The sequence below is a fragment of the Tenacibaculum sp. XPcli2-G genome, assembly GCF_024124505.1.
Classification (GTDB): Bacteria; Bacteroidota; Bacteroidia; order Flavobacteriales; family Flavobacteriaceae; genus Polaribacter; species Polaribacter mesophilus.
In genome coordinates this window covers 14,542-32,009 of record NZ_JAMXSH010000008.1, presented here as the reverse complement: position 1 = coordinate 32,009, position 17,468 = coordinate 14,542, and the positions used below count along the sequence as shown (strand labels likewise).

Sequence of the window (17,468 nt, the reverse complement as noted above, 5' to 3'; positions counted from 1 at the left end):
TATAATTTTTATAGTTTAATTAAAAAATAGAATATGAGCTTTATAACATCAATGCAGCAACGTTATACAACAAAAAAATATAATGCTTCAAAAAAAATTGAATCAGAAAAAATCAAAGAGTTACAACAGGTTTTACAATTAAGTCCTTCTTCAATAAATAGCCAACCATGGAAATTCACTTTTGTTTCTGACACTGATACTAAAGAACAACTTTCAAAAGTATCTTGGTTAAATACTAGCAAGGTTATTGAAAGTGATACCATTGTTGTTTTTAATCGAATTAATGATATTGATTTGTTTGAAAAACAAATTGAAGAAGAGCTCCCTGAGGGTGCTGTTGGTTATTATAAAGAATTTATAAAGCCAAAACCTGAAGAAGAAATTAAAGCCTGGTTTAACAGACAAGTATATTTGGCTTTAGGAGTTTTTTTAAGTGCTTGTGCTGAAATGAGAATCGATGCCACTCCAATGGAAGGTATTGAACCAGAAAATTATGACAAAATTTTAAACAACAAAGATTACGCAACTGTTGTTGCTGTGGCTATTGGCTATAGAGATGAAGAGGATTTTAATCAACCAGACAGAAAACCTAAATCGAGATTGGCTTTTAACAAGGTTATTGAAACTGTTTAGAATAAAAAAACTCCCAAATTGGGAGTTTTTTTATTTACTTATGTTTTTCTATTTAAAAAACGAATCTACAAATTCATGTTTGTTGAATACTTGTAGGTCATCAATACCTTCTCCTACTCCAATATATTTCACAGGTATTTTAAATTGATCTGAAATTCCGATAACAACACCTCCTTTTGCGGTACCATCTAATTTAGTTACTGCTAACGAAGTTACTTCTGTTGCTTTCGTAAATTGTTTTGCTTGTTCAAAAGCATTTTGTCCTGTTGAACCATCTAACACTAACAATACATCGTGTGGTGCATTTGGTATTACTTTTTGCATTACACGTTTTATTTTTGTTAGCTCATTCATTAGGTTTACTTTATTATGTAAACGTCCTGCAGTGTCGATAATTATAACATCTGCTCCTTGATTTACACCTGATTGAACTGTATCAAAAGCTACAGAGGCAGGATCGGAACCCATTTCTTGTCTTACAATTGGTACGTCTGTTCTATCTGCCCAAACTTGTAGCTGATCTATTGCTGCGGCTCTAAAGGTATCCGCTGCTCCTAAAACAACTTTTAACCCTTTCTTTTTAAATTGTGAAGCTAGTTTACCTATCGTAGTTGTTTTTCCTACTCCATTAACACCTACAACCATTAACACATAAGGTTTCGTATTTGCTGGAATAGTAAAATCGGTGTCGTCACCAGTATTGGTTTCTGATAATAAACCCGCTATTTCTTCACGTAAAATTTGGTTTAGCTCTTCTGTTCCTAAATATTTGTCGCGAGATACACGTTCTTCTATTCTATCTATTATTTTCAGGGTAGTTTCTACTCCTACATCAGACGATACCAATACTTCTTCTAAATTATCTAATACATCATCATCAACCTTAGCTTTACCAGCAACTGCTTTTGATAATTTAGAGAAAAAACTTGTTTTGGTTTTTTCTAATCCCTTGTCTAAGGTTTCCTTTTTCTCTTTAGAGAAGATTTTCTTAAAAAAACTCATTTTTAAATATTATAATCGCTTACATAGGTTAAAAACTATACCATTTTACTAATACAGTCAAATTGTCATTGTTCCACAGCTTTAGTGTTAAGGATTGAGGCATTTGTTAAAACTCTCCCGATACTTCGGGAAGCGACTGCCGAAAGCCCGACTTGCTAGGATAATTCCCAAATCTTTAACGTATTCAAAAAACTTGAGACTGTCAAATATAAAAAAAGCTACTCTCTAATGAAAGTAGCTTTTCTTTAAACTGTATACAAGAATTACTTTTTTGCTAAAAAGTCATTCACGCTTTCTGGATCCATAATAGCTTCAACAAATGTATAAGCTCCTGATTTTGGAGACTTTACCATTTTGATAGCTTTGGTTAATCTTTTTGAACCTGTTTGTAACGATGCTACTGATTTCTTTGCCATTTTATATTAAAGTTTACGCCGTAGCTTATTATTTAATTTCTTTATGAACTGTCATCTTCTTTAAGATTGGATTAAATTTCTTTAATTCCATTCTATCAGGAGTATTCTTTTTGTTCTTTGTTGTAATATAACGAGAAGTTCCTGGTTGACCAGAAGCTTTGTGCTCAGTACACTCTAAAATTACTTGAACTCTGTTTCCTTTTTTTGCCATCTCTCTAAAATTTTATCTAGTAAGGAATTATTTAGTTAAGAAACCTTTTTCTCTAGCTTCTTTAATAACCGCAGAGATTCCTTTTTTATTAATATTTTTTAATGCAGAAGCAGATACTTTTAAAGTTACCCATTTATCTTCTTCTGGAATATAGAAACGCTTAGTCATTAAATTAGCGTTAAATCTTCTTTTAGTTCTATTTAAAGCGTGAGATACATTGTTACCTACCATCGCTTTTTTTCCTGTTAATTCACAAACTCTAGACATCTTCTTGACAGTTTTTAGTGTTATTTCTAAACGAGGTGCAAATTTATGCATTTTAATTTACTGCACAAAAATATTCTCGATTAAATTTTAATTAATTTTAATCTTTTCAAAACTAGGCTCAGCATCTAACCTATTTGGAAGCGTAACGGCTGCAAAAATACTAATTTATTTTAATATGGCAGCTTGTAAAAGTTCTAAAGATTTGGTTACCGTTCTATTAATTACCTTTTCTCTTGGCTCCCCAAAATTAAACTCATAAACATCTATTCCACTTTTAGTTGCTATACCAATATATACCAATCCTACACTTTTATCATTATGATCGGTTGTTGGACCTGCATTTCCTGTTACAGCTATCGCGTAATCTGTTTGTAACTTCTCCAAACATCCTTTTGCCATTGCTAAAGCTACTTCTTTACTTACTACCGTATATTTATCAATAACTTCTTTAGAAACATTGAGTAGTTGTTCTTTTAAAGCTGCTGTATACGTAACGAATCCTCCCATAAAATATGAAGATGCTCCTGGAACTGAAACTATGGTTGACGCTATTTTCCCTCCTGTTAAGCTTTCTGCTGTAGCAACAGTTTTCCCATGTTTTTTTAACAGTTTACCCACTTCTTTTTCTAAAGATGTTTCATTATCATCTCCTACGATAATTTCTGGTATTAGCATATATAATGCTGCAACTTGCTTTTCCATCTCTTTCACTAATACCTCTTTATCTTTTCCTTTAGCTGATAAACGTAAACGAACACGTCCATAAGATGGTAAGTAGGCTAGCTTTATAAAATTAGGTAAACTCTCTTCCCAATCAGAAATTCTTTCTGCAATAATTGTTTCCCCTGTACCTACCGTCATAATTGTCCTATGTAAAATGAATGGCAATTTAAAAGTAGACCGTAGCTTAGGCAATACATGATACTTCATTAATCCTTTCATTTCATATGGCACTCCCGGAAGAGATACAAAAACAGTATTATTTTCATAGAACCACATTCCTGGTGCAGTTCCTAAACGATTCATTAATAAGGTGGCTTTGGAAGGAAGCTGCGCTTGATACTTCTGGATTTCGTTGAACGGATGATTATTTTTTTTGAATAGGTATTTAATGTTATCAATTACTTCGGGGTATTCAACAATCTTTTCATCTTTAAAATATTCAGCAATTGTTTTTTTAGTGATATCGTCTTTGGTAGGTCCTAACCCCCCAGTTATTATCACAATATCTGCTCTACTTTCTGCTTCTTTTAACGCATTTAAAATATGTTGTTTTTCATCCTGGACTGAGGAGATTTGATATACCGAAATTCCAATTTTATTAAGTTCTTGACCAATCCATTGTGAATTGGTATCTACAATTTGTCCGATAAGAATTTCATCTCCTATCGTAATGATTTCTGCATTCATGTATATATCTAAAAAAGAATCCCGCTGAAGCGGGATATATTTTATTTTACTTTAATTTGAAAAGCTTGTTTTCCTTCAATAGTTCCTGTTAAAATGTCATTTTCTGCCACTTTTCCAACTCCTGCTGGTGTTCCTGTAAAGATAATATCTCCTTTTTTCAACGTGAAATATTGCGACACGTAACTAATCAACTCATCAATTTTCCATAACATACTAGTGGTATTTCCATCTTGTACAACCTCATCGTTCTTTTGTAATTGAAAAGACAAGTTTTCTAAGTCAAAATCTTCTTTCGGAAAAAACTCTCCTACTATAGCACTACCATCAAAAGCTTTTGCTTTTTCCCAAGGCAATCCTTTTTCTTTACATTGTGCTTGCACATCACGCGCAGTAAAATCAATCCCTAAGCCTACAGTGTCATAATATTTATGAGCAAATTTTGGAGAAATGTGTTTTCCAACCTTATTAATTTTTACCAATACTTCCACCTCATAATGGATATCATTTGAAAACGGAGGAATAAAAAATGGCATTTTTTTAGGAAGAATAGCCGAATCTGGTTTTAAGAAAACTACCGGGTTTTCTGGTCTTTCATTTGCTAACTCTTCTATGTGTTTTGCGTAATTACGTCCAATACAAATTATTTTCATTTCTTCAAGTACGAATTATGATTTTAGAATTACGAATTAAAAACCTCTAACTCGTAATTCATAATTCTTAAAATTATCAATCAGTTATGGTATCCACGTTTTAGGAAAGTTTGGCTTGCGTTTTTCTAAAAACGCATCACGTCCTTCTTTGGCTTCATCCGTCATATATGCTAAACGAGTTACTTCTCCTGCAAATACTTGTTGCCCTACCATACCATCATCGGTTAAGTTCATTGCAAACTTTAACATTTTTATTGAAGTTGGTGATTTTGCTAAAATTTCTTGTGCCCAATCAAAAGCTGTTTGCTCTAGCTCATCATGTGGAATTACGGCATTTACCATACCCATTTCATACGCTTCTTGAGCCGAATAATTTCTTCCTAAGAAAAAGATTTCACGAGCTTTCTTTTGCCCTACCATTTTCGCTAAATATGCCGATCCATACCCTGCATCAAATGAAGTAACATCTGCATCCGTTTGTTTAAAAATAGCATGTTCTTTACTTGCTAACGTTAAATCACAAGTTACGTGCAAACTATGTCCGCCACCTACAGCCCAACCTGGAACCACGCATATTACTGCTTTTGGCATAAAACGTATTAAACGCTGTACTTCTAAAATATTCAAACGGTGGTAACCATCATCTCCAACATAACCTTGGTGTCCACGTGCATTTTGATCTCCTCCAGAACAAAAACTCCAAACTCCATCTTTAGTTGATGGCCCTTCAGCAGACAACAATACCACTCCTATATTCGTATCTTCATGTGCATCATGAAACGCATCCAATAACTCTGAAGTAGTTTTTGGTCGAAACGCATTACGTACATTGGGTCTATTAAATGCTATTCTTGCAACGTTGTGTGACTTTTTATAGGTAATATCTTCGTACTCTTTGGCAACTTTCCAGTCTGGTTGTATCATAATTTTAAAATATTGTCGTTATTTAGTTGTACAAAAATAACATAATAACTTTATTTTTCTTTTCTATATTTGAACGATATAATTTACCCCTAAATATGAAACAAGTATATTTATTATTTACCCTATTAATTAGTATTAGTCTTTTTTCTCAAAAAGTTGTTACTCAAAAAATCAATTCAAAAGAATTAGAAAAAGATAGAAATGTAAAAATCTACCTTCCAGAAGGCTATGATGTAGATGAAACTACTAATTATCCTCTAGCTATTATTTTAGGTGACGAGTATCTTTTTGATTTATATGTAGGTAATGCTAAACTTTATGCTAATGTAGATAAAGCACCCAGACAAATTGTAGTAGGTATTGATATGAAAAACACTTATGGAAAAGATATTTCTATAATACCTTCTAATAATTCCTTAACCAGTTCAGGGGTACATTTTTTTAATTTTATTAAATATGAGTTAATTCCTTTTATGGAAGGAAACTTTAGAACTTCTCCTTTTATGACAATTGTAGGTGAAGGAAAAGCTGCTAATTTTATTACTCACTACTTAAAAGATGAAAAACCTATTTTTAATTCTTATATCTGTATCACTCCTGATTTTCCTCAGTTTGCTCCCGCTATTATGGAGTCTTATTCTCTTAACAGACTGGGTTCTATAGATAACACTTACTTCTTATATACAAGTAATAACAAAAAGTACATTGACACTAATCAATATAATCGATTTAGTGATATTAAAACGTTATTAACATCCTATGAAGCTAAAAACTTTAATGTTGTTTTTGATGAATTTGATTCTTCTCCAAGCTATTTAGCTATAATTGGAGAAACTATTCCTAGAGCTTTTACACAAATGTTTAGCTTATATTCTAAAATTACTAAAGAAGAGTACGAAGCTAATGTTAAAGATTTGGCTCCTTTAGATGCAATTAAGTATGTGGAAAAAAAATATCTAGATATTCAGTATCTATACGGTTCTAACTTAAATGTTCGTTTAGATGACATTTTTGTTATTGAAGATATTGTAATTGACAGACAGGATGGTGATTACTTGAGAGTTTTAGGGGATTTTGTAATGATAAAATACCCTGATTCTCATATGGGTGATTTTTATATAGGTAAATACCATGAACTTGGAAAAGACTACGAAAAAGCAGATTTTTACTACAAAGCTGCTTATGGAAAAATGGATCCTTCTGATCCTAATGCAAATGCTTTTTACGAAAACATTAAACGTGTAAACGATTTAATGGGAAGTAAAAAGAAAGAAGAAATTAAAAATAATGACGAGGAAATTATTGAAGAAGAAGAAGGACAAGAATAGTTTATTTTAACACTATTCTGTCTTCTTGTAATTCTATTTTTTTACTCTTATACAAGCTGCCAATAGCTCTCTTGAATGCTTTTTTACTCATCTGCAAGTGAAATTTAATTGATTCAGGAGAGCTTTTATCTGTTAATAATATAAAGCCTTTTTCTTCTAGCTTTTTTAAGATTATATCAACATCTGAATCAATTACGTTTTTAAATCCTTGCGGTCGTAGTGATACATCAATTTTTTCATCTTCACGTATCTTTTTAATATAACCTATTGTTCGCATTCCTTCTTCTACATCACTAAAAACTTCATTGTTATACAATAAGCCTTCATATGCTTCGTTAATTAACACTGAATAACCTAAAGCGGTTTGAACACCAATTACTAAATCTACCTTATCACCTTCTTTTAATTCCATCTTATAAGTTTTTAAAATAGTTTTTTAAAACTACGTCATTTATTTCTTTTGGAGTAAAAACCTCCATTATTTTTGGCTGATCCGATTCTTCATAAAACGAAATCAAACTATTTTGCAAGCTCTTTAAGTCTTTTATTTGAACATATTCAAAACCATACATTTTTGATAAATGCTCTGCAGTTAAATCATGCGGTGTTTCAAAGTACTCCGTAGCATTTGTTGTTAATGGCCCCGGGATATATCTAAAAATACCACCTCCTGCATTGTTTAAAATAATAATTCTAAAATTCTTCGGAATATTTGTGTTCCACAATGCATTGCTGTCGTAAAAGAAACTTAAATCTCCTGTTATAAATATTGTTTGATTTTTTGAGGCATATGCTGCTCCTACAGCTGTACTTGTACTTCCATCAATCCCGCTTGTTCCTCGATTACAAAATACTTTTAGCGTAGAATTTACATCAAACAATTGTGAATATCGAATAATTGAACTGTTACTTATTTGTACTTGCGAATTATCTGGGATACTTTCTAAAATAACTTCAAAAGATTTTAAATCTGAATATTCGCAATCTTTCAAATACTCTTCGTGTTTTACAGATCTTTGTTCTTTTTCTTGTAACCATGCATGTTGATAACTACTTTCAACATTTTTCTTTTCCTTAGAAAGACTTGTTAACAAGGTTACAGGTTTTACTTGTAAAAATTCTGACAAACAGTGATACGTATCCATTGCCTTTAACTCATCAACATGCCAGTGATGTTTTGGCTGTAATTTTCGTAAAAACTGTTTAATTCTTTTAGAAATTACCATTCCTCCTAAAGTTAGTAATACTTCAGGTTGCAACTCTTTATATTCTTCTTCAGTTAACTTAGATATTAATTTATCTATGTTATTGATAAACTTAGGATTGTATATATTTGAGGTAGTTTCTGTTAACACTAAAACAGAAGTATCTTCTGCATATACATTCAATATTTTTTGAAGCTCAACATCAGGAAAATGACTTCCTACCAAAATCATTTTTTTGACTGAAGAGTTCCAAATAGAAGCTATTTTTTCTAAATCAAAAGATTTCTCGACTGCGCTCGAAATGACATTCATCTTTTCAAAAGATTGCTTCACTTTGTTCGCAATGACCGAATCTAATTTTTCAAGTGTTTCATATAAAGGTTCATCAAATGGAACGTTTATATGAACTGGTCCTTTTTGAGTGACTGAAGTTTGTAATGCCTCAATTAATAAACTGATATTATTTTTTAACTGACTTTCTTCCTCTATTAAATTAGCTGAGAACAAAATATGGTTCTTAAACACATTCTCTTGACGAATGGTTTGTCCATCACCAATATCAATCAGGTGCTTGGGTCTGTCTGCTGAAATTACAACTAGCGGAATATTGCTATAAAAAGCTTCTGCTATCGCAGGATAATAATTCAACAAAGCAGAACCTGACGAACATACAATGGCAACAGGTTTTTGCTTTTGTTGTGCTATTCCCATAGCAAAAAAGGCAGCACAACGCTCATCTACCACACTTAATGTTTCTATTTCTGGATGATTTGAAAATCCGACAGTAAGTGGTGCATTACGAGAGCCTGGAGAAATTACAACGGTATCAATATCAAATTGATTACATGCTGAAACTACTAATTGTGCGAGTTCTTTTTTTGGGTACATATCTTTTAAAAAATGAGATTCCCGCTTTCGCGGGAATGACAAAATACTAAAGCCAACTTCGTTGGTTAGTTTCCTTTTTTATAATCTGCTAAAAATTTTGCTAAACCAATATCTGTTAAAGGGTGTTTTAACAATCCTTCAATTGCACTTAAAGGCCCTGTCATAACATCAGCCCCAATTTTAGCACAATCAATCACATGCATTGTATGACGTACAGATGCTGCTAAAATCTCAGTATCAAACGCATAATTATCAAATATCTGACGAATTTCAGCTATTAGATTTAAACCATCTGTAGAAATATCATCTAAACGACCAATAAATGGTGATACATATGTTGCTCCAGCTTTTGCTGCTAATAATGCTTGACCAGCAGAAAACACTAAAGTTACATTGGTTTTAATTCCTTTATCAGAAAAATATTTACACGCTTTTATTCCATCTTTAATCATAGGTAGTTTCACTACTATTTGAGGGTTTAAAGCAGCTAACGCTTCTCCTTCCTTTACCATACCATCAAAATCAGTAGAAATTACCTCAGCAGAAACATCTCCTTCTACAATTTGACAAATTGCTTTGTAATGATTGATAATATTCCCCTCTCCTGTTATTCCTTCTTTAGACATTAACGATGGATTTGTTGTTACCCCGTCTAAAATACCTAAAGCTTGTGCTTCTCTTATTTGATCTAAGTTAGCTGTATCAATAAAAAATTTCATCTGTATATTTATTATGTAGTTGTGTTCTAATTCTTGAGTTTTGCGAGTTCAACTCTCTATAAAAACAACATATAAAACAATGTTTTATACCTTGATTTTTCTTTAATTACTAATCTTCTGCGAATTTACAATTTATAATGATTCATTAGTAATTTTTCATAAATTTTATCAGGCAAAATTCTTTTTAATACAATTGAAAATTTCTCCATAAATCCACCAACTTTATAGTGAATTTTTGGGTTCTTGTTTTCAATAATTTTATAGATTGCCTCTGCCATTAGTATTGGATCTGCACCAGAATCAACATGAGCATCCATCAATGCTAAGTTTTCAGCATATTTTTCTTTGTAAGCAGAGTTTTCAAAAACAGGTGTATGATACCTTCCTGCAGCAATATTCGTAGCAAAATCTCCTGGAGCTACATTAACAACCTTAATACCGAAACTTTTCACCTCCATACTTAACGCTTCTGTTACCAACTCTAACGCCCCTTTACTTGCAGAATAAATTCCTCTAAAAGGTAACCCCATGTATCCTGCTATTGAAGTTGTGTTAATAATCGTTCCCAGTTGCTGTTTTCTCATATGAGGCAACACTTCTTTAACAACATCAATTACCCCAAAAAAATTTGTATTAAAATTATCTTTCATTTCTTGTGTAGGTGTATCCTCAATTGGACCAGTAATTCCTTTTCCTGCATTGTTTATCAACACATCAATCTTTCCTTCAGCAGTGATTACTTCTTCTACAGCTTTCTTTATTGATTCTTGGTCAGTTACATCTAATGCTACCATTTGAAATGGAGTAGTTACTTTTTGTGGATTTCTACTTGTTCCATAAACTTTAAACCCTCTATCGTGTAAATAGATAGCTATTGATTTTCCTATTCCTGAAGAAGCTCCTGTAATGAAAACTGTTTTTGACATTGTTCTTATTTTAAGCAAATATCTTAAAGTTAGCTTCAATAAAAAAACTTTAAAACTTATCTTAGCATTTTATCTTACAAGAACAAATACCATGTATAAAAAAACGTTTTCTTTATCTGTTTTTATGACATCTTTAGCAATTTTAATTGCTGGATGTTCTTCTTCAACCGCTCAAAAAAGCACCTCGTTATTTTCAAAAAATAAAACGTTTACACGTCAAGATTCTTTACGTGGTTCTATTACGCCTGAAAGATCTTGGTGGGACTTAACATATTATCACCTTAACGTAACCGTTAATCCTGACAAAAAGTTTATTAAAGGAAAAAATACTGTACAATATAAAGTTTTAAAACCTTATCAAGTTTTACAAATAGATTTACAACCTCCTTTAAAAATTACCAAAGCGACTCAAAACAATAAAGAACTAAAAGTTATTTCTGAAGGAAATGCGCATTTTATTCAACTACAATCTCCTCAAAAGAAAGGAACTGTAAACTCTGTTGATGTATATTATGAAGGTAAACCTAAAGAAGCGATTAGAGCTCCTTGGGATGGTGGTTTTTCTTGGAAAAAAGACAGTAATGGAAATCACTTTGTTGCTACTTCTTGTCAAGGGTTAGGAGCTAGTGTTTGGTGGCCAAATAAAGATCATATGTATGATGAGGTAGATAGTATGGCAATTAGTGTTCGTGTACCTAAAAATTTAATGGATGTTTCTAATGGGCGTTTACGTAATATTGAAAAACACAATGACGATACAACTACTTATCATTGGTTTGTTGATAATCCTATCAACAACTACGGAGTTAATGTAAACATTGGAGATTATGTACATTTTTCTGAAAAATACCAAGGTGAAGATGGAGCGTTAGATATGAATTATTATGTGTTACGTGACAATCTTAAAAAAGCCAAAAAGCAATTTAAAGACGCTCCCAAGATGATGAAAGCTTTTGAACACTGGTTTGGTAAATATCCTTTTTATGAAGATGGCTTTAAACTAGTAGAAGTTCCATATTTAGGAATGGAACATCAAAGTTCTGTTACTTATGGAAATCAATATAAAAACGGGTATTTAGGTAGAGATTTATCTGGAACTGGTTGGGGACTAAAATTCGACTTTATTATTATTCACGAAGCTGGTCATGAATGGTTTGCTAATAATATTACCAATGTAGATATTGCTGATATGTGGATTCACGAAAGCTTTACAGCTTACTCTGAAAACTTATTTTTAGATTATTACTATGGTAAAAAAGCTTCTGCTGAATATGTTATAGGAACACGAAGTTCTATTCAAAATGATATTCCTATAATTGGAAATTATAATGTTAATGATGAAGGTTCTGGAGACATGTATTATAAAGGGGCTAATATGCTTCATACAATTCGTCAACTAGTTAATAATGATGAAAAATGGCGTCAAATTTTACGTGGTTTGAATGCTGATTTTTATCATAAAACAGCAACTACTGAAGAAATCGAAAAGTACATGATTGAAAAATCAGGTATTGATTTAAGTAAAATATTCGATCAATATTTACGTACAGTGAAGATTCCAGAGCTGGAGTATACTATTGTAAACAACACCTTAAAATATCGTTGGAATAATGTTGTTAAAGGTTTTAATATGCCTATAAAAGTAACTATTGATGGAAAGGATGAATTACTAAAACCTTCTGATAATTGGCAAACAAAAACTATTAAAGGAGACTCAATTGAGGTTGACAAAAACTTTTATGTAAACTCAAAACCTCTATAAAGCAACTGTATTTTATCTTTTTCATGATTAAAAAGCTTTTAAAAAACGTTATCCTAAACCCTAAAAAGTTGTTTTTAATAGATGGTTTTGGAGCTTTTTTATCTGCTTTTTTATTGGGTGTTGTGTTAGTAAAGTTTGAAAGCACCATAGGAATTCCTCCTTCTAGTCTGTATTTTCTAACTGTTTTTCCTTTGATCTTTACTATGTATGATTTTTACTGTTACCGAAAAAATCACAATAATCTTAGATGTTTTTTAAAAGGAATTGCAGTTGTAAACCTACTATATTGCTGTCTTTCTATTGGAGTAGCATTTCTTCATAGAAAAACTATTACTAACTTAGGATGGACTTATATTATCGTTGAAGTCTTTATTATTACCATTCTATCAAATTTTGAACTCAAAGTAGCCAAACAACTTACTAAAAAAACAAATAAAAAACTCGAACCTTAAAAGGCTCGAGTTTTTAATGATTATTATATTGTTTTTAATAATCTAATCTTTTTAAGTAGTCTAGTTTTTCTTGCCAAAGATCTAACTGGTCTTTAAATTCTTGGATTCCTTTACGTACATTTTGTACTAAAGGATTATCTTCTGTAGCGTTTGAAATAAAGCTTAAATTGTTTTCTAACTGTTGCATTTCTCGTACAGTTTCATCTATTTTTTTTCTAATAAAGAACTGTTCACTATCTAATTTTCTATAGTCTTCTTGTGCTAAATATGTATCTACAACGCCTTTAAACTTCATCATTTCAATATCAATTCTGCTCATATCCAATTTATCGAGATGTGCATCCATTGCTTTGTTGAATTTTTCATCCAAATAACGTGCATTTCTTGGCAATGCTCCTAGTGCTCTCCAATCTGCTAAGGCTTTTTCTACATCTTCTTCGGTAGAAATTTCAGCAACTTTAATTTGCTCTACAAATTCTTTCTTAGCCTCTACTACTACTAATTGTTCTTTATTTTCTTCATTCTTATGGGCGTGTAATCTATCAAAATAGTAATTACAAGCATTTTTGAATTTTTTCCAGATATCGTCAGAAAATTTTCTAGGCACATGTCCTATTTTTTTCCAATCTGCTTGAATACGCTTCATAGTATTGGTAGTTTCACTCCAGTCTTCACTATCTTTTAAGCTTTCTGCAAGCTCTACCAATTCCATTTTCTTCCTTAAGTTCTCGTTTTGTGCACTTTTTTCATGCTTGTAAAATGCATTTTTAGCTGAGTTAAACTTTTTAGTTGCTGCTTTAAACTCTTGCCAAACAGCTTCGCTCTTACTGTAAGGTAATTTTCCTATGTCAAAGTATTTTTTTCGTAGTTTTTCTATTTCTACAATACTTTTTTGCCAGTCGTTGTGTGTTTTATTGCTTGATGTATCGTACGCTTTTATTTCTGCTGCAACAGCTAGTTTTGCATCAATCATTTCTTGATGCTTTGACTTTAATTCTCTGTAATGCTGATGACGTCTGTCATGAATTTTTTTAGTTGCTTCACTAAACCTTCCCCAAACATCTTCTCTATGTTCTCTTGACACAGGTCCTACATCTTCTTTCCACATACGATGTAATTCTTGTAACTCTTTAAAAGCTACATTAACGTCTTCTACATCATTTAAAGCTTCTGCTCTTTCAATTAGTCGTAGTTTTTCTTCAAGGTTATGTTTAAAATCTAACTCTCTAAAGTCTTTATTTAAATGTAGTAAATCGTAAAAACGTTCTACATGATGATGATATGTTCTCCAGGTATCATTATACTTTGTTTTAGGCACAGCTCCAACACTTTTCCAACGATTTTGAATTTCTTGAAAATCATTATACATCGTTTTTGGGTCAGCATCTTTAATTAAAGTCTTTAACTCTTCAATTAAATTATTTCGTCTCTCTAAGTTTTCTTTTAATTGTTTTTCTAATTGAGAATAGTAAGCATCACGCTTGGATTTATATTCACCTAATAACTTATTGTATTCTGTTTTTACTGGGCTAGAAAACTGAAAATCTATAGAATTTCCTCCATCTGCCAAAAATGCCTCTTTTTTCTTTGCTAATAAAGCCCCAAACTTTGAGTTAAACGCTGTTTTAATAGCATCTACATTTGATTTTAATTGTTGAATTGGATGGCTTTTTAGTAATTTTTTTAATTCATCTACCAATTTTTCTAGCTCCATCGAAGCATAATCAAGCATAGGTATTTCGTGCTTTTCATCTGCTTTTTCAGATTCATTGGCTACTTCATTTTCAACTTCATTAACTGCATTTTCAGTTTCCCTACTAACCTTTGATTGCTCTTCTGTGATTGGCTTTTCTACTTTCTCTTCGTTGTTTTCTAACATATCTACAATGTTTAAGTTCCTTTGATTTAGATTATAAAGATAAGGATTCTTAGAGAATAGCAAATTTTATTTTAGTTTTTAAAATTTTAGCTATTATTCCATATTTTCCAAGCTTTTTCTGCTTGTAGCTCTAACATCTCTAATCCATTTTTTATAGTTGCTCCCTGCTCTTTACCTTTACGTAAAAAAGTAGTTTCTGACGGATTATATATTAAATCGTATAATAAATGTTTATCTGATAAAAATTTATATGGAATATCTGGACAGTTCTCTACGTTTGGATGTGTACCTAACGGTGTACAATTTACAATTATATAATGTGATTCTATAAGTTCTTTACCTATATCTTGATAGGAGATTTGCTTTTTTCCTTCAGGAGTTCTAGATACATATTTATATTTCACTCCTAAGCTTTCAAATACATAGGCTACAGCCTTAGATGCCCCACCTGTTCCCAATATCAAGGCTCTTTTATGATATTTCTTTACTAATGGTTTTAATGATTTTTTAAACCCATACACATCAGTATTATATCCTTTTAATCTCCCTTTCTTGGTTATTTTAATAGTATTAACTGCTCCTACTTTTAGAGCTTTCTTGTCTATTCTATCTAAAAAATTAAAAACATCTAACTTATATGGAATCGTAACATTCATTCCTTTTAAGCGTTTTTTATTTTCTTTTATTTTTTCAGGTAGTTCATGTATTGATTGAATATCAAAATTGATATACTCATGATTTTTTAAATCTAATTTTTCAAATTTTTCGGTAAAATATCCGCGAGAAAATGAGTACGAAATGTTCTTTCCTACTAAAGCATATAAATGCTTATTTTCTTTTTTGGTCATAAAAATCAATAATTAGTATTAATGCAATTCCAATAATAATGAATCCTATAGAAACCCATGTTTCTTGATTGTTAAAATTGGGTATAAATCTCTGGTAATTTTCTATAATTTTGTTCCCACTCTGATCAAGCAAAAACACACCTGCTTCTTTTTTATAAATAGTTTCTTTCCATGGCCAAACAACACCTAATGACCCAGTAATAAAACCTATAATAATTGCTGTTACAATTTCATGCCATCTTTTTAAAACATACCCTAAAACATGTGAAATAGACACAAGCCCAAAAGCTGAACCTGCTGTAAAAACTCCTATAATTTTTAAGTAACGAACTTTTACTTGATCATTCAGTACTTCAAAGTTTCCAGACAATAGATTTGTAATTACATTGCCTAATACATTTACACTATCTACTAACAACAAAACATAGTTTCCTAATAATATAAGAATAAATGAGCCTGAAAGTCCTGGTAATGTCATTCCTGAAACTCCTATAATACCACATAAGAAGACAAACCAAAGATTATCATTTTCTGTGGCGGGTGTCATAAAACTAATAGAGATTCCAACTGATGCTCCAATAAATAGTCCTAAAACTGTTTTAAGTTTCCATTCTCTAAAATCTTTCGATATATAATAAATAGAGCCTATAATCATTCCAAAAAACCATGACCATACATACAGTTCGTAATTTTTCAAGAAATAATCTAAAATAAGAGATACACTGAAGTAGCTGAACATACTTCCTGCCATTACCCAAACTAAAAATTGTAAATTGGTATAGGTTGCAAAACTTTTAAAACGTCCATTAAACAACAGTTTAAAAGCTTTACCATTGATTCTTTGAAAAGTATAAATAAGCTCTTCATAAAACCCCATTACAAAAGCTACCATGCCCCCTGAGACTCCTGGTACCTTGTTGGCTCCTCCCATTATCAAGCCTTTTAAAAAAAGGGTTATTTTTTGTGATAGCGTGCGCTCTTTATACATGCGGTTTGATTAGAACGCTAAGTTAGTTATTTTCTAGTGCTTTTTTACTGCTAATTTTTCTAGCAATAAAATAAGTGCAAAACCAATTAAGGCTAAGATTATTGCATACATTAATTGTGGATTTCCATCGTAGGAAAATGGTGAAATAGATAACTCATTAAAAGGGATTTGTTCTCCGTGTGAATTGGTTCTGTATGTCAATACTTTCTTCCAAGGCCAAATTTTGTTTAATGACCCTATTATAAACCCTGTTAAGACAACGAGAGTATGGTTTTTATAGTTTTCAAACAGATACTTTAAAACTCTTGAAAAAAGTAATAAACCTACAATCGCTCCTAAACCAACAACTGTTATAGTTGTTAAATCACGGTTGTTTACGGCTGCTAATACTGGTTTATAGGCTCCTAATAATACTAGTATAAAAGATCCTGATATACCTGGTAAAATCATAGCGCAAATTGCTATTGCCCCTGCTAAAAACATAAATGACATTGAAGAGTTTTCTGAAACCAACGGATTTAGCGTTGTGATGTAATAAGCTAATATAGCTCCCAACATTAGTAAAATTCCTGAAGCGAGATTCCATTGAGTAACTTGTTTTGCTATGTAAATAACACTTGCTAATACTAACCCAAAGAAAAAAGACCATACTAAAACTGGATGGTGCATTAATAACCAAGAAATCATTTTTGCTAACGAAACGATACTAATAAAAATTCCAACAAAAAGAGTTACTAAAAAGTTACCATTTACTTGTTTCCAAGCTGATTTAAAACCTTCTTTTTTTAAAGTTTTAAGTAACTTTAAGTTAATATTACTAATAGAACCTAGTAGTTCTTCATAAATTCCTGAAATAAACGCAATGGTACCTCCTGAAACACCTGGAACCACATCAGCTGCTCCCATAGCAATTCCCTTTAACATGATTACGAAGTAATCTTTAATAGTTCTATTCATAAA

General features: G+C 31.4%; 19 protein-coding genes. 4 read left to right on the top strand and 15 right to left on the bottom strand.

Annotated elements, in window-relative coordinates; translation table 11 throughout:
- Positions 1–33 precede the first annotated feature (33 nt).
- Positions 34–633 (top strand): nitroreductase family protein, encoded by a 600-nt coding sequence (locus NH341_RS14755; protein WP_253057391.1) that lies wholly within the window; start codon positions 34–36, stop codon positions 631–633.
- 48 nt (positions 634–681) lie between these two features.
- Here NH341_RS14755 and ftsY read toward each other — a convergent pair whose 3' ends face one another.
- The 7 genes from ftsY to NH341_RS14720 form a co-directional block, all read right to left on the bottom strand.
- Entirely contained in the window at positions 682–1,635 is a 954-nt protein-coding gene (gene ftsY, locus NH341_RS14750; RefSeq protein WP_047790632.1) for a signal recognition particle-docking protein FtsY, read from the bottom strand.
- Positions 1,636–1,898: 263 nt separating this feature from the next.
- Positions 1,899–2,051 (bottom strand): DUF4295 domain-containing protein, encoded by a 153-nt coding sequence (locus NH341_RS14745; protein ID WP_073183390.1) that lies wholly within the window; start codon positions 2,049–2,051, stop codon positions 1,899–1,901.
- A 28-nt stretch (positions 2,052–2,079) separates the two neighbouring features.
- Positions 2,080–2,262, bottom strand: coding sequence for a 50S ribosomal protein L33 (gene rpmG / locus NH341_RS14740; RefSeq protein ID WP_013070733.1), 183 nt, complete (start codon positions 2,260–2,262; stop codon positions 2,080–2,082).
- Between the two features lie 27 nt (positions 2,263–2,289).
- Positions 2,290–2,529, bottom strand: a complete 240-nt coding sequence (rpmB, locus tag NH341_RS14735) for a 50S ribosomal protein L28 (protein ID WP_047790661.1) — start codon at positions 2,527–2,529, stop codon at positions 2,290–2,292.
- Between the two features lie 165 nt (positions 2,530–2,694).
- Positions 2,695–3,939 carry a competence/damage-inducible protein A gene (locus NH341_RS14730; protein ID WP_253057389.1) on the bottom strand — a complete coding sequence of 415 codons (1,245 nt, stop codon included), beginning with the start codon at positions 3,937–3,939 and terminating at the stop codon, positions 2,695–2,697.
- A 41-nt stretch (positions 3,940–3,980) separates the two neighbouring features.
- Positions 3,981–4,589, bottom strand: a complete 609-nt coding sequence (locus NH341_RS14725) for a fumarylacetoacetate hydrolase family protein (RefSeq protein ID WP_159509482.1) — start codon at positions 4,587–4,589, stop codon at positions 3,981–3,983.
- A gap of 84 nt (positions 4,590–4,673) precedes the next feature.
- Positions 4,674–5,513, bottom strand: coding sequence for a 1,4-dihydroxy-2-naphthoyl-CoA synthase (locus tag NH341_RS14720; RefSeq protein WP_047790629.1), 840 nt, complete (start codon positions 5,511–5,513; stop codon positions 4,674–4,676).
- Positions 5,514–5,608: 95 nt separating this feature from the next.
- Between NH341_RS14720 and NH341_RS14715 the strand changes: the two genes are divergently transcribed.
- A complete protein-coding gene (locus tag NH341_RS14715) occupies positions 5,609–6,841 on the top strand; it encodes an alpha/beta hydrolase-fold protein (protein WP_253057387.1) in 1,233 nt (410 codons plus the stop codon).
- A 1-nt stretch (position 6,842) separates the two neighbouring features.
- Here the strand turns inward: NH341_RS14715 and NH341_RS14710 are convergent, their stop codons facing one another.
- From NH341_RS14710 to NH341_RS14695, 4 genes are all read right to left on the bottom strand, one after another.
- Positions 6,843–7,253: a DNA-binding protein gene (locus NH341_RS14710; RefSeq protein WP_253057385.1), complete on the bottom strand. Its 411-nt coding sequence runs from the start codon at positions 7,251–7,253 to the stop codon at positions 6,843–6,845.
- Position 7,254: 1 nt separating this feature from the next.
- Positions 7,255–8,934, bottom strand: a complete 1,680-nt coding sequence (menD, locus tag NH341_RS14705) for a 2-succinyl-5-enolpyruvyl-6-hydroxy-3-cyclohexene-1-carboxylic-acid synthase (RefSeq protein ID WP_253057383.1) — start codon at positions 8,932–8,934, stop codon at positions 7,255–7,257.
- A 65-nt stretch (positions 8,935–8,999) separates the two neighbouring features.
- Positions 9,000–9,653: a fructose-6-phosphate aldolase gene (fsa, locus tag NH341_RS14700; RefSeq protein ID WP_253057381.1), complete on the bottom strand. Its 654-nt coding sequence runs from the start codon at positions 9,651–9,653 to the stop codon at positions 9,000–9,002.
- A gap of 125 nt (positions 9,654–9,778) precedes the next feature.
- The gene (locus NH341_RS14695; protein WP_239180363.1) at positions 9,779–10,579 is read right to left on the bottom strand and encodes an SDR family oxidoreductase; all 801 of its coding nucleotides are present in this window, start codon (positions 10,577–10,579) and stop codon (positions 9,779–9,781) included.
- Between the two features lie 91 nt (positions 10,580–10,670).
- Here NH341_RS14695 and NH341_RS14690 point away from each other — a divergent pair, with 91 nt between their 5' ends.
- Positions 10,671–12,341: a M1 family metallopeptidase gene (locus NH341_RS14690; protein WP_253057379.1), complete on the top strand. Its 1,671-nt coding sequence runs from the start codon at positions 10,671–10,673 to the stop codon at positions 12,339–12,341.
- 68 nt (positions 12,342–12,409) lie between these two features.
- Positions 12,410–12,793 (top strand): hypothetical protein, encoded by a 384-nt coding sequence (locus NH341_RS14685; protein ID WP_253057377.1) that lies wholly within the window; start codon positions 12,410–12,412, stop codon positions 12,791–12,793.
- A gap of 34 nt (positions 12,794–12,827) precedes the next feature.
- Here the strand turns inward: NH341_RS14685 and NH341_RS14680 are convergent, their stop codons facing one another.
- The 4 genes from NH341_RS14680 to NH341_RS14665 form a co-directional block, all read right to left on the bottom strand.
- Complete coding sequence (locus NH341_RS14680; protein WP_253057375.1) at positions 12,828–14,672, bottom strand: DUF349 domain-containing protein; 1,845 nt, start codon at positions 14,670–14,672, stop codon at positions 12,828–12,830.
- Positions 14,673–14,758: 86 nt separating this feature from the next.
- Positions 14,759–15,520 (bottom strand): shikimate dehydrogenase, encoded by a 762-nt coding sequence (locus NH341_RS14675; protein WP_239180367.1) that lies wholly within the window; start codon positions 15,518–15,520, stop codon positions 14,759–14,761.
- On the bottom strand, positions 15,501–16,508 hold the full coding sequence (locus tag NH341_RS14670) for a DUF368 domain-containing protein (RefSeq protein ID WP_239180369.1): 1,008 nt from the start codon (positions 16,506–16,508) through the stop codon (positions 15,501–15,503). The genes NH341_RS14675 and NH341_RS14670 overlap by 20 nt, the downstream gene beginning before the upstream one ends.
- Before the next feature lie 33 nt (positions 16,509–16,541).
- Positions 16,542–17,465 carry a DUF368 domain-containing protein gene (locus NH341_RS14665; protein WP_047790619.1) on the bottom strand — a complete coding sequence of 308 codons (924 nt, stop codon included), beginning with the start codon at positions 17,463–17,465 and terminating at the stop codon, positions 16,542–16,544.
- Between the last annotated feature and the right edge of the window lie 3 nt (positions 17,466–17,468).